Origin of the sequence: Rhizobium beringeri (assembly GCF_004306515.1) — a bacterium.
Taxonomy (GTDB): Bacteria; Pseudomonadota; Alphaproteobacteria; order Rhizobiales; family Rhizobiaceae; genus Rhizobium; species Rhizobium beringeri.
In genome coordinates this window covers 70,911-86,825 of the sequence record NZ_SILG01000007.1, presented here as the reverse complement: position 1 = coordinate 86,825, position 15,915 = coordinate 70,911, and the positions used below count along the sequence as shown (strand labels likewise).

Here is a 15,915-nt window from a genome sequence, read left to right as displayed (position 1 = left end):
CCGCCGATTATGTATATACATGTTATTGGCATAAGGAAAGGCGCAAAGCTGATGACCGGGAACAATTTTTCAGAGGAAGCCTCCTCCGCCGAAGCCCACCCAGTGCTTTGGCGCAATGCGCGGCTGGCCACGCTGGTGCCTGGTAAAGAAGGGCTCGGCATCGTCGAAAAGGGCGCCGTGCTGGTCGAAAACGGCCGCATCGCCTTTGCCGGCGCCGAAAGCGATTTGCCGGCATCGGCCATCGAACACTCCGAAATCGTCGATCTCGAAGGCCGCTGGGTAACGCCTGGCCTCGTCGACTGCCACACCCATATCGTCCACGGCGGCAATCGCGCCCGCGAGTTCGAAATGCGCCTTGCAGGCGCCACCTATGAGGAGGTCGCGCGTGCCGGCGGCGGCATCGTCTCCTCGGTGAAGGCGACCAATGCGCTGTCGGTCGAAGAGCTCGTCGCCGGGGCTCTGCCGCGGCTCGACACGCTGCTTGCCGAAGGCGTCACGACGATCGAGGTCAAGTCCGGTTACGGGCTGAACCGAACCGGTGAAGTGAAGATGCTGCAGAGCGCCCGCCTGCTTGGCCACATCAGACCGGTCCGCGTTGCCACCAGCTATCTCGGCGCCCATGCGACGCCTCTCGAATATAAGGGTCGCAACGGCGATTATCTCGATGATGTCGTCCTGCCAGGTCTCGACGACATGCATAATCTCGGTCTTGCCGATGCCGTCGACGGCTTTTGCGAGGGCATCGCCTTTTCCACGGCCGAGATCGCCCGCGTCTTCGACAAGGCAAAGGCGCTCGGCCTGCCGGTCAAGCTGCATGCCGAGCAGCTCTCCAATCTTGGCGGCGCCAAACTTGCCGCGTCATATGGCGCGCTTTCGGCCGATCATCTCGAATATCTCGACGAAGATGGTGTTGCGGCGATGGCCGCAGCCGGCACCGTCGCCGTGCTGCTGCCCGGCGCCTTCTACGCCATCCATGAGAAGCAGAAGCCGCCGGTAGAGGCGTTGCGGCGGGCAGGCGTGCCGATTGCGATCGCCACCGATTGCAATCCCGGCACCTCGCCGCTCACCTCGATGCTGCTCACCATGAACATGTCGGCGACGCTCTTCGGCCTCACCGTCGAGGAATGCATCGCCGGCGCCACCCGCGAAGGCACCCGCGCCCTCGGCCTGCTCGACAAGGCAGGAACGCTCGAAGCCGGCAAATCCGCCGACCTCGCCATCTGGAATATCGAAAGCCTTGCCGAGCTCGTCTATCGCATCGGCTTCAATCCGCTTCACGCACGCGTCTTCAAGGGCGAAAGGAACGGTCGATGACCATCACACTCCACCCGGGCTCCGTCTCGCTCAAGGACCTGGAAACCATCTACTGGACGGGCGCACCGGCAAGGCTCGATCCCTCCTTCGATACCGGGATCGCCAAGGCCGCTGCCCGTATCGCCGAGATCGCCGCCGGCAATGCGCCGGTCTACGGCATCAATACCGGCTTCGGCAAACTCGCCTCGATCAAGATCGACAGCGCCGATGTGACCACCTTGCAGCGCAATCTCATTCTGTCGCATTGCTGCGGCGTCGGCGCGCCGCTGCCTGAGAATATCGTGCGGCTGATCATGGCGCTAAAGCTGGTCTCGCTCGGGCGCGGCGCCTCCGGCGTGCGGCTGGAGCTGGTGCGGCTGATCGAAGGCATGCTTGATAAGGGCGTCATCCCGCTGATCCCGGAAAAAGGCTCGGTCGGCGCCTCCGGCGATCTTGCGCCCCTTGCCCATCTGGCGGCGGTAATGATGGGCGAGGCCGAAGCCTTCTTCGCCGGCGAACGCCTCCCGGGCGCTGAAGCCCTCGAAAGGGCCGGCCTCAAACCGGTCGTGCTTGCCGCCAAAGAGGGCCTGGCGCTGATCAACGGCACCCAGACCTCGACGGCGCTGGCACTTGCCGGCCTCTTCCGCGCCCATCGTGCCGCGCAGGCAGCTCTCATCACCGGCGCCATGTCCACCGATGCCGCCATGGGCTCTTCGGCGCCCTTCCATCCGGATATTCACACATTGCGTGGCCATAAGGGCCAGATCGACACGGCAGCCGCGCTTCGCGCGCTCCTCGAAAATTCCATCATTCGCCAAAGCCACATCGAGGGCGACGAGCGCGTGCAGGATCCCTATTGCATCCGCTGCCAGCCGCAGGTCGACGGCGCCTGCCTCGATCTGCTGCGCTCGGTTGCCCGCACCCTTGAGATCGAGGCCAATGCGGTCACCGACAATCCGCTGGTGCTGTCCGACAATTCCGTCGTCTCCGGCGGCAATTTCCACGCCGAACCCGTCGCCTTCGCCGCCGACCAGATCGCGCTTGCCGTCTGCGAGATCGGCGCGATTTCGCAGCGCCGCATCGCGCTGCTGGTCGATCCGACCCTTTCTTACGGCCTGCCGGCCTTTCTCGCCAAGAAGCCGGGCTTGAACTCGGGCCTGATGATTGCCGAGGTGACGTCTGCGGCGCTGATGTCCGAAAACAAGCAGATGTCGCACCCGGCCTCTGTCGATTCGACACCGACATCGGCCAACCAGGAAGACCATGTCTCGATGGCCTGCCATGGCGCCCGCCGGCTGCTTGCCATGACCGAGAACCTGTTCGGCATCATCGGCATCGAGGCGTTGACCGCCGCCCAAGGCGTCGAACTGCGCGCGCCGCTGTCGACCAGCCCGGAACTGGGCAAGGCGATCACTGCCATCCGCACCAAGGTACCGAGCCTCGACGTCGATCGCTACATGGCAAACGACCTCGCGGCCGCCGCCGAACTGGTGGCAACGGGCGCGCTCAACGCTTCGGTTTCATCTGGCATATTGCCGGTATTGGAGGGTTGAGACGATGGTGACGGAAAAAGTCTCCTCCCCATGCGAAATTCGCCAAGGCACCTCCCCCGTCATCCTCGGTTTCCCCCATACCGGGACCGACGTGCCGGCTGAGATTGCCGACCGCCTCAACGACAACGGCAGGATGCTGGCCGACACCGACTGGCACATCCATGAGCTCTATGACGGCCTGCTCGACAATGTCACGATCGTGCGCGCCACCTTCCACCGCTATGTGATCGACGCCAACCGCGATCCGGCGGGCGTCAGCCTCTATCCCGGCCAGAATACCACCAGCCTTGTTCCTGAAACGGATTTCGACGGCAAGGCGATCTGGAAGGATGGGCAGGCGCCTGACGAAGCCGACGTCGCGGCACGGCTGCGGGACTTCCATGCTCCCTATCATGCCGCACTTGCCGCCGAGATCGAGCGCGTGAGAGCAATCCATGGCGTCGCAATTCTCTACGACTGCCACTCGATCCGCTCCCACATTCCCTTCCTCTTCGAAGGCAAGTTGCCGGATTTCAACATCGGCACCGACATGGGCAAGACGTGCGACAGCGCGATCGAACAGGCAACGCTCACCGTCGTCGAAGCCGCCGAAGGTTACGACAGTGTGCTCAACGGCCGCTTCAAGGGCGGCTGGACCACACGCCATTATGGTCGGCCCGATACCGGTGTGCACGCAATCCAGATGGAGCTTGCGCAATCGACGCATCTCCAAACCGAGGCGGCGCCCTTCGCCTACGATGGCGCCAATGCAGACAGACTTCGCGTCCATCTCAAAAACATTCTGGTGCGCATCGAACAGATTGCGCCAGGCCTGAAACGATAACGATCACTCGACAGGGGAACCGCCATGAACAATCCACGCCACAATATCCGCGAAATCCGCGCGCCCCGCGGCAACGATCTCAATGCCAAGAGCTGGATGACCGAAGCGCCGCTGCGCATGCTGATGAACAATCTCGACCCCGACGTCGCCGAAAATCCGAACGAGCTCGTCGTTTATGGCGGCATCGGCCGCGCCGCCCGCACCTGGGAGGATTTCGACCGCATCGTCGCAACGCTGAAGACGCTGACGGAAGAAGAAACCTTGATCGTCCAATCCGGCAAGCCGGTGGCCGTATTCCGCACCCACAAGGATGCGCCGCGGGTGCTGATCGCCAATTCCAACCTCGTGCCGCATTGGGCGACCTGGGATCATTTCAACGAGCTGGATAAGAAGGGCCTTGCTATGTACGGCCAGATGACGGCCGGCTCTTGGATCTATATCGGCACGCAGGGCATCGTGCAGGGCACCTACGAGACCTTCGTCGAGGCCGGCCGCCAGCATTACGGCGGCAATCTCAAGGGCAAATGGATCCTGACCGGCGGGCTCGGCGGCATGGGCGGCGCCCAGCCCCTCGCCGCCGTCATGGCCGGCGCCTGCTGCCTGGCCGTCGAATGCAATCCCGACTCGATCGATTTCCGGCTGCGCACCCGCTATGTCGACGCCAAGGCCGAGACGCTCGACGAAGCGCTTGAGATGATCGACCGCTGGACCAAGGCCGGCGAGGCAAAGTCTGTCGGCCTGCTCGGCAATGCCGCCGAAATCCTGCCGGAGATGGTCCGCCGCGGCATCCGCCCCGATATCGTCACCGACCAGACTTCGGCCCACGACCCGATCAACGGCTATCTGCCGAAGGGCTGGACGATGGGCGAGTGGAAGGCAAAGCGCGAAAGCGATCCTAAGGCTGTGGAAAAAGCCGCGCGCGCTTCGATGCGCGAGCATGTCGAAGCGATGATCGCCTTCTGGAATGCCGGCGTGCCGACCCTCGATTACGGCAACAATATCCGCCAGGTCGCCAAGGACGAAGGCCTCGAAAACGCCTTCGCCTTCCCGGGCTTCGTGCCGGCCTATATCCGCCCGCTGTTTTGCCGCGGCATCGGCCCCTTCCGCTGGGCGGCCCTTTCCGGTGATCCCGAGGATATCTACAAGACCGATGCCAAGGTGAAGGAACTGCTGCCTGACAACAAGCACCTGCACAACTGGCTCGACATGGCCAGGGAGCGCATCGCCTTCCAGGGCCTGCCGGCCCGCATCTGCTGGGTGGGCTTGGGCGACCGTCACAAGCTCGGCCTCGCCTTCAACGAGATGGTGAGAACAGGCGAACTCTCCGCCCCGATCGTCATCGGCCGCGACCATCTGGACTCCGGCTCCGTCGCCTCGCCGAACCGCGAGACCGAAGCGATGAAGGACGGTTCCGACGCCGTCTCCGACTGGCCGCTGCTCAATGCCCTGCTCAACACGGCATCGGGTGCGACCTGGGTGTCGCTCCATCACGGCGGCGGCGTCGGCATGGGCTTCTCGCAGCATTCGGGCATGGTCATTTGCGCCGATGGCACGGACGATGCGGCAAGACGCCTCGAGCGCGTGCTCTGGAACGACCCGGCGACCGGCGTCATGCGCCACGCCGATGCCGGCTACGAGATCGCCATCGAGTGCGCCAAGGAAAAGGGCCTGCGCCTGCCCGGCATTCTCGGGAACTGAACCCTCATGAGGATCCTGCGCGCCGGCGATCACAAACGCATGCCCTGGAAAAACGGCAAGGGAGAGACGGTGGAGATCGCCGTCTTTCCACCCGGCGCTTCGATCAACGACTTCGACTGGCGCATCAGCATGGCGACGGTCGCAGAGGACGGCCCGTTTTCGATCTTTCCCGGCATCGACCGGACGCTGGCGATCCTCGATGGCAACGGCATGGTGCTCGATGTGGATGGCAGCTCGCCCCTGCCGCTGACAACGGCAAGCAATCCGCTGGCCTTCCCGGCGGATGTCCCCGTCGCCGCCAGGCTTGAGGACGGAGCAGTCACCGATCTCAACGTCATGACGCGCCGCAACGGGCTTAGCCATACGCTGATCCGCATCGAGGTCGATGGCAGCAAGACCGTGCCGCTGCCGCCCTCGACATGCCTGTTGCTTTGCCATCGCGGCGCATTGTCATTCCGGCGAAACGGCGAGACCGGCGCGCTTGCGGCCGGCGATGCGCTGCTGATCGAGGGCGCGGCCGCAACCGTGCTTAAAATCGATGGCGAAGCCAGATGTTATCTCGCTTCGATCACCACAGGCTGATCTTCGAGCAACAAATTGAAAACATTAAACAATCGATGATTTGGCGAAGCATGTGCATAAACCATAGCCATCTCGGGCCATGGACGTCATTCCTCGTTTCGGTCTAAACTTCGCCCTTCTGATGCAGAAGAAGACCTAGACTGCCCGCAACGTGCCGGGGAGCAAGGGAGCAGGCGTGACGGATCCATACGATATTCTCGGCGTTGAACGCGATGCGGACGAGGCGCAGCTGAAGGCTGCCTATCGGCGCCTGGCGAAGGTTGCCCACCCCGATTCGGGTGGTGATTCGGACGCCTTTGCCCATCTGCAGAAAGCCTATGGGCTACTTCTCGATCCGGTCCGGCGCAAGGTCTACGACGATACCGGCTACGACGTCGAATTCGCCGATGCGGCCGAATTGCAGGCGCTGGTGATGATCGAGAAGCTCGTCACCGACGCAGTGCTCGACGAGCGCGCACCCGGAAGTTTCGATCCCGTCGCCGTCATGCAGGACAGTCTTTCCGAAGAACTGCGAAAGGCGCGTTTCAGCAAGAGCGAGCTGGAGCGCCACGCCTCGCGAATCGGCCTGCATCTGGAACGGCTCGAAAAACAGTCCGGCCGCGATGTGCTTGCCCACATGTTCCGCGCCCGCATCGAAGCGATCTCCAAGGCGGTCGCGGAAACCGAGGCGAAAATCAAGGCGACGGAACGCGCCGCCGACATGATCAGCGGCTATGTCTACGACATCGATCCGCCGCCGCTGCCGGATGCCGCGGTCACCAGCATCGAATGGGTCGAGGCCTCAAGGAACCGCTCCACCGGCTGACGGCGGACGACGGACGACGCGGCTGATCTTAATAAGACAGCTTCGGATACCAGTCCGCCGGCCGGCCTTCGGGCGTCGAATCGATGACGGTCCAGAGCGGCATCAGGTCGGGCGCGCCGCGCGGATCCTCACCGGGATCGGCGGTCACCCCGCCCATCTCCTGGCTCCAGAAATGGCGGATGGTGCCGTCGCGCCGCGTGAACACGTTGAAGGCCGCGTCATCGCCGCCATCGCCGCCGATTGCGTGATAGTCGCGGCTGTAATCGTCCGTCATGTCGGAATAGAGCGGCAGGTGATGCCAGCCACGCTCCTTCTTGAAGGCGAGCAGCCTTTCAATCGGCGAGCGGGCGACGACCGCAAGGGCTGCGCGTTGCTGAATGTCAGGCACCTCGCCGTCCCAGGCCGATAGCAGCGAGGTGCACATCGGGCACGGGCGCTCGCGTTGCGGGCCGAACATGTAGCTGTAGACGATCAGTGTGTCCTTGTCGGCGAAGAGTTCGGCAAAGGAGATTGGCCCGTCGCTGCCTTCGAAGCGGTAGTCTTTCGTCACCTCGCCGCCCGGCGGCAGCGCCCGGCGCTGTCTTGCCACGCGCTCGATATGCCGGCGCAATTCGATCTCTTCGGCCAGCAACGCGTCGCGGGCGCTGCGATATGCCTCGCTCTCATTGGGAAACCGAACGCCGTTCTTGGCCGCAAGCACGGCGGCGGGGACCAGATGCTGATTATCCATGACAATAGCTCCTTCTGTTGCCTGAGGACGTGCTGAAGCCACGACCGCGGTGCCAGCACATCATTACAAGGACGATCGGCTGATGCGAAAATCGACAGAGCCGACGGAAAATATTGACCCGCGCTTTGGCCGGCGCGGCGCCCGGATCGCCAAAGCCCAGCGCATCAAGATCGCGCGTTCCGAAATGCGGACCATCGAACCAGCTCATGATCGGCATTGCGCCCTTCCGAGAGGACGCCGCCGACCCGATCGTACATTCCCCGCGAGCGGATCGCCAGATTTGCTTCGTCGGGCGGCGCTGCGCTTTCACAAACAGTAAGACAGGCTGGGCAGTACGCCAATGGCAGCTTTCACCCTACATCCTAAAGCTGCGTTAACGATAGATTAACATGCAATTTGACGTGGAACCGAATTCTGCGATGTTAGCGGCGGGCAACTGAGGGGTTATCCGTGAAAATGTATCTGTTAGCTCGACGTTTCGGCGTCGTGGCGATGTCGTTCGCCTTGGCGAGCTGCACAACGACGCCGGTTGAATTCAACAACAAGCCGTCGGCCGTAAGCAAAGCCGCGCTTTGCAAGACGGCACTGGAAACGCAGGATCCAGCATTTCAATTCCAGCTCGTGGCGGAAGTAAACCGTCGCGGGATGAGCATGTTGGAATGTGAGCAGATGGTTGCCCAGCAACGGCAGGCCGCTGCGGTTCTCGTGGGGCTTGCATTGGTCGGGACGGCGGCGGCAGTATGCGCTAGTGGCAACTGCGGCGGCGGTGCATATACTCCACCGCGGCGCTATCCCGGCAACTGCCAGTACGATTGGCAATATGACGCCGCGGGCAATAAGTGCGGTGGCAGAAGCGCAATGTCCCGTCCGGGAGGTTGGTAGCGTGCTCGACCTTGCCGACATATTTGGCGTGGAGCGCAGCCACATTGACGCCGGCGGCGTCACGATAGACTGATAAGTCTTCTGGGGACTTGCAAAATTGAGAACGAGTTTGAAAAATTTCTTATCGCTATGCGCGGGGGTTGGGTTTCTCGCATTCGGGGCGATTGCGCAAGATGCGACGCCGGGATCGGTCGAGGAGCTGATGAATGAGCTTGTAAGCACCAACGCTTTGCTCCATGCAATTTTCACAGATCATATGGACGAAGCGAAGGAGATAAACGAGAAGTTTAAGGCAGGAGACGAGGAGGCCGCGTTGAAAGCCGCGTACGATATGCTTCGAAAATACGGACACCCGGCACTCTCGCGTGCGAGCGACGCTTCTGCGATTGAGGTGCTGAAGAAGGCAGGCGATGTCGTTGATGCTCTGGGCGATCACTATCCGCGAGGATGCATCGAGTTCGTTCGTAATGATATCTCTGACGAAGCGCTGTCTTTTCGCAGCGTGAATGAAGCCTATCGGAAGTATCAGAAGGCTGAGCTTGATGCATATGAGGATGGAAAGTATCGCGAACCGATTCCGAGGATGGAAATCGGAGATATGTTCCAGGTGGTTACCGAGGATCTGAAAGTAAGCAGAGACGAGATACATACGTTGCTGAATCCAGAGAACGTTGCCGCCATCGAACTATGCGCAATTATAAGAAAGAACTTCAACGTATCCGCTGTGCGAGAGCCATTTCGCGGGCCATACGCGAGGGCCAATATATCATCGAAGAAATAAGAGGTACTGCGGGCTGCGCAATTCCGGCGCCGTCTCGATGGATGATGATGTTGAGGAGGCTTTGCGAGACCTGGCCGGCGAGTTCGGCATGACGCGCAACGACATGATCAGGTTTATCCTCCGGGAGTGGATGGAGAAAAACACCTATCTGCCGGTGCATGGACTGGACGAAGACGGCGATGTTGATGGAGAAGCGTGATTGAGTGATGATCGAATTCAATTGTGGATCGGACTATGCCTCGTGGGCGGCTTTTGCGCGTACAGCTGGTATTGGTACATCAGATCCATCATTTTCTACCGCAGTAACGGGTTCGATTTCAGCAAAGATTTCGGGCCTAACCTCTATTTTTCCCAATCCCAAAATGAACGCTTTTTGGCGAAGCCGAAAGCAAAGTTCTTTATCGCCATGCCTTTTGTGCTGGTGGTGACCTCCTTTATATCGATTTTCATTATTTTGACTCTGACAGGAGTTATCAAACCTTGCATCGGTTGCGGACGGTAGCCGTTGACAGACTATTCCAACTCATAAACCATCGCCTCATCAGCCCCATCCCGCAGCCCCTTATATGAGGCATGCCTTAGCTTCCCGTCGTCCGTCCACGCCCTGTACTCGATGTCCGCAATGAGCTTTGGCCTGACGAAAATCGCTCCTTTGCGACCGGCGACCGCAGCGGGCGTGGATGTGATAAGGCCGTCGAGCTTCTCGCGAAGCTCACGAGCGCTACGCTCATTAAAGCCTGTCCCTACCCCGCCGACGTAGACCAGCTTCTTGCCCTTGCGCGCGGCGAGCAGAAGCCGCCCAATCCCGGCGCGCGCGACCGTGGATCGTTCATAACCGATGATCGCAAAGCTATCGCTCTGGACGCATTTGATTTTTAGCCAGTCGCCGCCCCGGCCGGAACGATAGGGCGCGCGCCGCTGCTTCGCTATGATGCCCTCAAGGCCAAGTTCGCAGGCGCTCGCCAGCAACTGATCGCCATCGGCCTCAATCTCCTCCGAGAGCCGGATATCGCCTTGCTCGCCGGCAGGCACCAGATCCTCGAGCAGATGCCGCCGCATGTCGAGTTCGGAGTTTCTGAGATCGTGGCCGTCGAAATAGAGCAGATCGAAGGCCATGAAGATGGCGTCGCTTGAGCTCTTCCTGCCGCCCCGCCCGCCCAGCGATTGTTGTAGCAGGCCGAAATCCGACCTGCCCTGCTCGTCGAGAACCACCGCTTCGCCGTCGAGAATCGCCGTGCCAACAGGAAGCCAGAGCGCCGCTTGTTTGATCGCCGGGAAACGATCTGTCCAGTCGTGGCCGCCGCGCGTCAGGATGCGAATGCGCGTCGGCTCGACATGAACAAACAGGCGATAGCCATCCCATTTGATTTCATAAACCCAGTCGTCGCCCTTCGGCGGTTTTGACTTCAGCAAAGCAAGGCAGGGCTCGACGCGATCAGGCATCGGATCTAAGGGGAGACTGGGCTGGGCGGGATCTCGGCGCCGACGTGGGCGACTGCGGAGCAGCGCGTCGGCTTCACCAAGCAGCGGTTTGGAAGGCTTGCGGGGCGGCTTCGTCATGCCTCAAGTTCATCAGCAATACCCAAAAAAGCAATTGACCCAGATTGATTATTGACTCGCATCCAGATGCGAACATAATAAGAACATCGGCGCCGCGGCCGCCATTCTGAAAATCGAAATACGGAGCACGGATATGCGAGAGCAGCCGATCGGCGAAGCCGTGGAAGACGATGAGCGTGCAAAGGTGATTGCCTACCACAGAGGCGATGCGCACGCAGCTATAGACACCTTGCTGGAAGATATCCGTCACCTTCGCCGGCAGTTGGCATTGACCGAAGGCGCCATGAGCCGAGGCATGGCCCGCGGCTGGCGACCGAGCTACCATCGAGACTGATATGCCCAAGATAAATCATGAGAGAAAGCGGCTGCGATGGCCGGTCTGCAACGTTGAACTAGAGACCAGGTCTGAAGCCCATGCTTGACCGTTCCCAACCAAAATCCGTGTCGTTCGAAACTGCTCTGAGGGACTGGTGGTCGTCGCAACCGCAGTCTTTCCGCGAGAGCACCAGCCTGTCGGTTGCCCGCGCATGTTTTCGCGGCGGATACTCGGCAGGCAAACACACCCTTGAACGGCGCTTCGTATTCAAAGCCGGACGGATGCGCATCACAGTTTGGGCAATGGGCACCACGGAAGCCAAGAAGAAAGCCGAAGCTGAGGCTGATTTCCGCGCGGCCAAAAAGGGTTGGCCGATCCCGAAAGCGGGCTGGCAGCTCCAGGAGGAAAAATGAGCGACACCGACAAGCCGGCGCTGACCAACGCGCCGAAAATGTATGTCCACTATTGCGAAGAAAAGGGATGCGAGGAGTGGGGTGGCTGGGGCAACAGTCCTTCTCCGGCTGTGGCGACCCGCTGGTGGTGCTTCGAGCATTTCCCACACAAGTCATATGAGCAGGAACAGGCACTCAGGCGGAAGCTAGAGGCGGCCAAGCGTGGAGATATCGTTCAATGATTGCTGGAGATCATCTGCGCATCTTTGACCGTCGGCGAGGCGACACGGTGAAATGAGACGGGCAGAACACGCGGTGCTGGGGAAGGTGCTCCTTCATCTCTGGCATCGACACGCCGAAGATAGGATCGCACGCGAAGTGCAAGAAGGAACGGAAGCTGACAATTATTGCCAAAGAGGGACCAAAAGAACTGCGGGCTGAGCGCGGCCTGAAAGTGATGTTCAGCGGCATGACGTGCGCATGCAGCGGAACGAGAGGGCCGTGTCATGAAGGCGCCCGTGAACTCATTTCACCGTCGGCTGCGAACTCAGTGAACGGTGATCACCGGAATGCCAGCTTCGTCGGCGGCACGGATAAGCGCTGCTCGCGCGTCCTGAGCCGGAATTTCCCCATGAATTGCATTCCGGCACGCCCTGATCGCTATAAGATATTCTTCTCCATCGTCGATCGGCCAGCTAACCGTCAGCATTTCGGCAGCCTGGAAAAGGGTTGCGACAAGTTTGTATTTTTCCGACCCGCTTACAACGAGCATTAGAGGGGTAAACTCTGCGGATGTGTGCCATTTCATGACTTTAGGTCTCCCACGGTAAATATATTAGTAACCGTGCAAGAACTGTTCCGTGATCTTCGCTGGCATGCCGAAGCTCGTTTCGCAGGCCGCATCATAAAAAGGAGAACATTTCTTAAAGGCGCCTCAGTCGCCTCAGCATCGCCGGCGTCAGCAGGGGCACCTGTTGGTAGGGTCGGCGGCGAGCAGTTCGCTGCTCGAGAAAAGCATCTCGTTCACGGCGCCACCCCTTGAATAAACGGAAGGACACGCGAGTTTTCCCGGCTAGCGAGGAGGAAATCATGTCCGTACCCAACGAGCCTATCGTTCCGCCGCCAGCGCCGCCGATCGGCAATCCCGAACCTGAGCGAGATCCTGGGGAGACTCCGCCGCCGGACGGCCCCGAGCCAGACGACGGCGACGATCCGATGACGCAAGCTCACGCACAGGAGGCCCAACGAAGCCCGACTTGGAGACTGCTCTGCCGCGGGGTTCAGGTGCATACTGCTGACTGAGGTCATGCGATTTTTTTCTGATTGCAATGTGCTCGCCGTCCTTGGGCACAAATCCGCGTTATGATTGCAGGCATAAGATCGATCACCTCCGCCAGCGACGAACTCGTCCAGAATGGGTTGCTTGTCGGCCCGGCAGCCCGATCGATATCGCTCCACGATCACTTCGTCCAACTCCGATTGGTCGCCATCCTAGTCCGGCTCGCTATCCGTGCTCCGAACCGGGATGACAACAACGGCTTCATCCCCTCGGGACGGGACCCTACGGTAATAATCAACGCTTGACAGCTGCCTCTGACCGGTGAGTTGTTGGCACGTAGCGGCGGCGGCGCGCAATACGCGGGAAACTCTTCGAAAATAATGATCTAGAAATAGGCCGCAAAGGACTTTCGTGGTTTATTAATGGATCAAAGGGTGATCATGCCCAAGCCCATATCACGCGCTTACTCATATTACAGCCGGGACGCCCTGCTAGTTTTCAGCCAGTTGATCAGGCGCGCTCGGATCGAGCGCAAACTCACCACACAGGAGCTGGCAGACCGCGCCGGTATCTCGCGCGGCCTGGTGCAGCGGATCGAAAAGGGCGACCCTGCCTGCGCCATCGGAGCCTTCTTCGAGGTGGCCGCCATTGTGGGAGTGCGCCTGTTCAACGCCGATCACGCAACGCTTTCAACAGCGATATCGGCAAACAGCGCGATGCTTGCTCTTCTTCCGAAGTCCGTTCGGCCGTCCTCTACGCAGGTGAAGGATGACTTCTAGGGCTGAGAACAACGAACTTTCGTCTGGGTGTGGTTACCGGAAGCACAGGGCCAGTCGTCTTGAGCATATTTCTCCATTTCGTCCTCGGCCGCTCGTCTTGTAACCGGCTTTCTTCTACTGCCGGCAAGCTCCAAATATCCGAAATCATGTGGCAATTAGGAAATGGATTCCGATTTTAGGCAAACTTTTCAAAGCTCTCCGTCAATTCGCCGACCGTCCTTGGGTTGTCAGAGGAGCGGCCGAAGGCGATTTTCACCGATCACTTCAGGCCTACTTGAGCCTTTCAATGACAACACCAAGGCCATAGGATTCGCGGGCGACGCTGCAAATCCAAAATGCTCATAGAAGGCCTTGGCTTGATCGGAGATTGCGTGAACCAGAAGGCCGCGAATACCCATGATATGGGCTGCCTGTCCGGTACGCAGCACGGCATCTTGCAACAGCGCGGCTCCGATTCCTTTTCCCTGCCAGTTGCGATCGATAGCCAGACGACCAAGGACTGCCATGGGAACTGGGTCGGGCATGTTGCGCCGGATCGATCCCGGGGCGTCCGCGACCGCCAGCGCTCCCGATGAGAGGCAGTAATAACCGACAACGCGCTCGCCCTCGCAGACCACATAGGTTCGCGATGCGCCGCTGACCTGATTGGCCCGCGACCGTCGGCGCAGCCATTCATCAAGGCTGTCGTGCCCGCTGTCGAATAGCTGGAGATCGTGCGCTTCGCCAAGAAGCGTCGGTGCAGACAACATTACGGCTGCCAGGGTTTGGGAGCGTTCATCAACCGTTCGAAGCCCTCACTACTTGGCGGCTGGTCGAGGACGTCGAGATAGTGTTTGTAGCTGTCAGGATCGACCCGCACCAATGTCTGATCGAGAAGCGCGTCTTCGGCGGCACGGCGCGAAGCGTCGATCATGAAATCCGAACGGGTTTTCCCGTGGGCCTTGGCGGCGCGGTCGATCAGGACGCGAACGTCCTCACGAACCCTCAAATTAACGGCGCGAGTATGGGTATCGGTGGCGTTTTTGCTGGTCATGGCCTTTTCCTTCAAGGCCATATACCACAAACGCATACACAATGTGTATCTATTTATTGCGGTATGTCGGGTTGATGTCCCAAGCCTCCCTTTCAGTTCCTTCTGGAGATAGGCGCTGATCGCTTTCGATCGGAAGCCTGGCTTTCACCGAGCATTCTCAATCACATCCCCTAGATCGACTCTTTCCCGCGATCCAATTCGTCGAGCCCCTTGGGCATCTTGGAGGAATTCGGCTCCTTCAATTGCAAGTTATTGACTGAGAGCCTGAGGGTACGGGACCTTCGCTCAAAGGTAAGCTCGCGAAAAGAAAACCGCGGTCGTTAAAAAGGCGACCGCGAGGGTTAGCACCCGAACGACCGATGATGGCAGCCTTCGTCCGATATGTGCTCCGATCCACCCGCCGATAACGGCTCCAATCGTCATGGGAATGCACTCCTGCCATACGATTGCCCCGGCAAGTACGAAGACGACGACGGCGACCGCGTTGGCAGCAGTGACCATCACCATTCTTGTCGGATTCAGGCTCTTGATGTCCCCGCCCCCGAGCGCGCTCCATGCCGCAAGCATCATGAGACCCACCGCGCCGCCAAAATAGCCGCCATAAAGACCGAGAAAGAACTGAACCGTTGCGAACGCCAGAACACTCGGACGTGCCTGCGTCTGCAACTGGGCGCTGAGCCTCGGACCCGCAGCGAGCATCAATGTCGCCACCAGCAAAAGCCATGGCAGGATACCATCGAAAATTCTCGATGGGGTTAGCAGCAATAGAATGCTTCCGGCCACACCACCCATCACAGTCACGATGGCAATGGGCAAGACATTGACGCCGCACACACTCTTGACCCCGTCACGGTAGACCCACGAGCTCGCCATGCCGCCGGGAAACAAGGCTAAGGTGCTTGTCGCGTTTGCGGCTACCGACGGCACTCCGACCGATATCAGCGCAGGCAGCGATACGAACGATCCGCCGCCCGCCAACGCATTCATGCTGCCTGCTAACAAGCCAGCAAGGAAAAGAAGCATGATATCGTACATGTTAGGTCGCCTTAACATCCAAGCCTGATTCCGGCCGAGCCCCTTGTCCAATACCGCCGTCAAATCGCCGCACGCAGTTGCGCGTCCAGAGAGTCCGCCCCAGGACTGCCATTCGCCATAGTCAAGGAAACTCAATTGAGCGCCATTCATCCGATTACCATGAGGGTATCCTTGAGGAAGAGATGTACGTCATCGCTTTACACCGCCCCTCACCTGGCCAGGCCGCGTGGCACTCAGAGAACGAATTACTCAGTGGCTTAGAGCCAACGACGGAGCGTTGACCCTCGTGGCCATCAGACCTGAAAATGTCCGGATGAGGTGATCGGGTATGTAACGCTGGCCTCGCCCCTCTGCGTAGAACAACATCGCCCGTT

At 60.0% G+C, this 15,915-nt stretch carries 20 protein-coding genes and 1 pseudogene; 13 read left to right on the top strand and 8 right to left on the bottom strand.

All coding sequences use genetic code 11. From position 1 onward, the window contains the following. Positions 1-51 precede the first annotated feature (51 nt). The 6 genes from hutI to ELH03_RS36490 all read left to right on the top strand — a co-directional run bounded on the left by hutI (position 52) and on the right by ELH03_RS36490 (position 6,754). Positions 52-1,314, top strand: a complete 1,263-nt coding sequence (gene hutI, locus ELH03_RS36515) for an imidazolonepropionase (RefSeq protein WP_130767594.1) — start codon at positions 52-54, stop codon at positions 1,312-1,314. After that, positions 1,311-2,846, top strand: a complete 1,536-nt coding sequence (gene hutH, locus ELH03_RS36510) for a histidine ammonia-lyase (RefSeq protein ID WP_130767593.1) — start codon at positions 1,311-1,313, stop codon at positions 2,844-2,846. The genes hutI and hutH overlap by 4 nt, the downstream gene beginning before the upstream one ends. 4 nt (positions 2,847-2,850) lie before the next feature. After that, a complete protein-coding gene (gene hutG, locus ELH03_RS36505) occupies positions 2,851-3,669 on the top strand; it encodes an N-formylglutamate deformylase (RefSeq protein WP_130767592.1) in 819 nt (272 codons plus the stop codon). Between the two features lie 24 nt (positions 3,670-3,693). Continuing rightward, positions 3,694-5,367: a urocanate hydratase gene (hutU, locus tag ELH03_RS36500; RefSeq protein ID WP_024319882.1), complete on the top strand. Its 1,674-nt coding sequence runs from the start codon at positions 3,694-3,696 to the stop codon at positions 5,365-5,367. 6 nt (positions 5,368-5,373) lie between these two features. Further along, positions 5,374-5,949 carry a HutD/Ves family protein gene (locus tag ELH03_RS36495; protein ID WP_130767591.1) on the top strand — a complete coding sequence of 192 codons (576 nt, stop codon included), beginning with the start codon at positions 5,374-5,376 and terminating at the stop codon, positions 5,947-5,949. A gap of 175 nt (positions 5,950-6,124) precedes the next feature. Further along, complete coding sequence (locus ELH03_RS36490) at positions 6,125-6,754, top strand: J domain-containing protein (RefSeq protein WP_024319880.1); 630 nt, start codon at positions 6,125-6,127, stop codon at positions 6,752-6,754. A gap of 28 nt (positions 6,755-6,782) precedes the next feature. Here the strand turns inward: ELH03_RS36490 and ELH03_RS36485 are convergent, their stop codons facing one another. Next, positions 6,783-7,484, bottom strand: coding sequence for a DUF899 family protein (locus tag ELH03_RS36485; protein WP_064246822.1), 702 nt, complete (start codon positions 7,482-7,484; stop codon positions 6,783-6,785). Next, positions 7,477-7,701 carry a hypothetical protein gene (locus ELH03_RS37795; protein WP_197730038.1) on the bottom strand — a complete coding sequence of 75 codons (225 nt, stop codon included), beginning with the start codon at positions 7,699-7,701 and terminating at the stop codon, positions 7,477-7,479. The genes ELH03_RS36485 and ELH03_RS37795 overlap by 8 nt, the downstream gene beginning before the upstream one ends. A gap of 239 nt (positions 7,702-7,940) precedes the next feature. Here ELH03_RS37795 and ELH03_RS36475 point away from each other — a divergent pair, with 239 nt between their 5' ends. From ELH03_RS36475 to ELH03_RS36460, 4 genes and pseudogenes are all read left to right on the top strand, one after another. Next, positions 7,941-8,366 (top strand): hypothetical protein, encoded by a 426-nt coding sequence (locus ELH03_RS36475; RefSeq protein WP_130767628.1) that lies wholly within the window; start codon positions 7,941-7,943, stop codon positions 8,364-8,366. A gap of 202 nt (positions 8,367-8,568) precedes the next feature. Continuing rightward, positions 8,569-9,147, top strand: a complete 579-nt coding sequence (locus tag ELH03_RS36470; RefSeq protein ID WP_130767590.1) for a hypothetical protein — start codon at positions 8,569-8,571, stop codon at positions 9,145-9,147. 13 nt (positions 9,148-9,160) lie between these two features. After that, positions 9,161-9,346 (top strand): annotated as a pseudogene (locus ELH03_RS36465) (CopG family transcriptional regulator); the annotation flags it as partial. Continuing rightward, entirely contained in the window at positions 9,347-9,649 is a 303-nt protein-coding gene (locus tag ELH03_RS36460) for a hypothetical protein (protein WP_130767589.1), read from the top strand. Positions 9,650-9,660: 11 nt separating this feature from the next. On the opposite strand, the gene ligD is transcribed toward ELH03_RS36460, so the two are convergent. Both ligD and ELH03_RS37790 read right to left on the bottom strand, forming a co-directional pair. After that, a complete protein-coding gene (ligD, locus tag ELH03_RS36455) occupies positions 9,661-10,707 on the bottom strand; it encodes a non-homologous end-joining DNA ligase (protein ID WP_130767588.1) in 1,047 nt (348 codons plus the stop codon). Beyond that, positions 10,664-10,957: a hypothetical protein gene (locus ELH03_RS37790; protein WP_197730646.1), complete on the bottom strand. Its 294-nt coding sequence runs from the start codon at positions 10,955-10,957 to the stop codon at positions 10,664-10,666. Before ELH03_RS37790 ends, ligD begins: the two co-directional genes overlap by 44 nt. A 164-nt stretch (positions 10,958-11,121) precedes the next feature. Here ELH03_RS37790 and ELH03_RS36445 point away from each other — a divergent pair, with 164 nt between their 5' ends. Together ELH03_RS36445 and ELH03_RS36440 are read left to right on the top strand one after the other, a co-directional pair. After that, the gene (locus tag ELH03_RS36445; RefSeq protein ID WP_130767587.1) at positions 11,122-11,436 is read left to right on the top strand and encodes a hypothetical protein; all 315 of its coding nucleotides are present in this window, start codon (positions 11,122-11,124) and stop codon (positions 11,434-11,436) included. Continuing rightward, positions 11,433-11,657 (top strand): hypothetical protein, encoded by a 225-nt coding sequence (locus ELH03_RS36440; RefSeq protein ID WP_130767586.1) that lies wholly within the window; start codon positions 11,433-11,435, stop codon positions 11,655-11,657. Before ELH03_RS36445 ends, ELH03_RS36440 begins: the two co-directional genes overlap by 4 nt. Before the next feature lie 305 nt (positions 11,658-11,962). Here the strand turns inward: ELH03_RS36440 and ELH03_RS36430 are convergent, their stop codons facing one another. Beyond that, on the bottom strand, positions 11,963-12,223 hold the full coding sequence (locus tag ELH03_RS36430) for a DUF982 domain-containing protein (RefSeq protein WP_018496974.1): 261 nt from the start codon (positions 12,221-12,223) through the stop codon (positions 11,963-11,965). A 911-nt stretch (positions 12,224-13,134) separates the two neighbouring features. Between ELH03_RS36430 and ELH03_RS36420 the strand changes: the two genes are divergently transcribed. After that, positions 13,135-13,473 (top strand): helix-turn-helix transcriptional regulator, encoded by a 339-nt coding sequence (locus ELH03_RS36420; RefSeq protein ID WP_130767585.1) that lies wholly within the window; start codon positions 13,135-13,137, stop codon positions 13,471-13,473. A gap of 227 nt (positions 13,474-13,700) precedes the next feature. On the opposite strand, the gene ELH03_RS36415 is transcribed toward ELH03_RS36420, so the two are convergent. The 3 genes from ELH03_RS36415 to ELH03_RS36405 form a co-directional block, all read right to left on the bottom strand. After that, positions 13,701-14,222 carry a GNAT family N-acetyltransferase gene (locus ELH03_RS36415; protein WP_130767584.1) on the bottom strand — a complete coding sequence of 174 codons (522 nt, stop codon included), beginning with the start codon at positions 14,220-14,222 and terminating at the stop codon, positions 13,701-13,703. Then, positions 14,222-14,506, bottom strand: coding sequence for a type II toxin-antitoxin system TacA family antitoxin (locus ELH03_RS36410; RefSeq protein WP_130767583.1), 285 nt, complete (start codon positions 14,504-14,506; stop codon positions 14,222-14,224). Before ELH03_RS36410 ends, ELH03_RS36415 begins: the two co-directional genes overlap by 1 nt. Before the next feature lie 285 nt (positions 14,507-14,791). Next, positions 14,792-15,541 (bottom strand): sulfite exporter TauE/SafE family protein, encoded by a 750-nt coding sequence (locus tag ELH03_RS36405; protein WP_130767582.1) that lies wholly within the window; start codon positions 15,539-15,541, stop codon positions 14,792-14,794. Positions 15,542-15,915 lie beyond the last annotated feature (374 nt).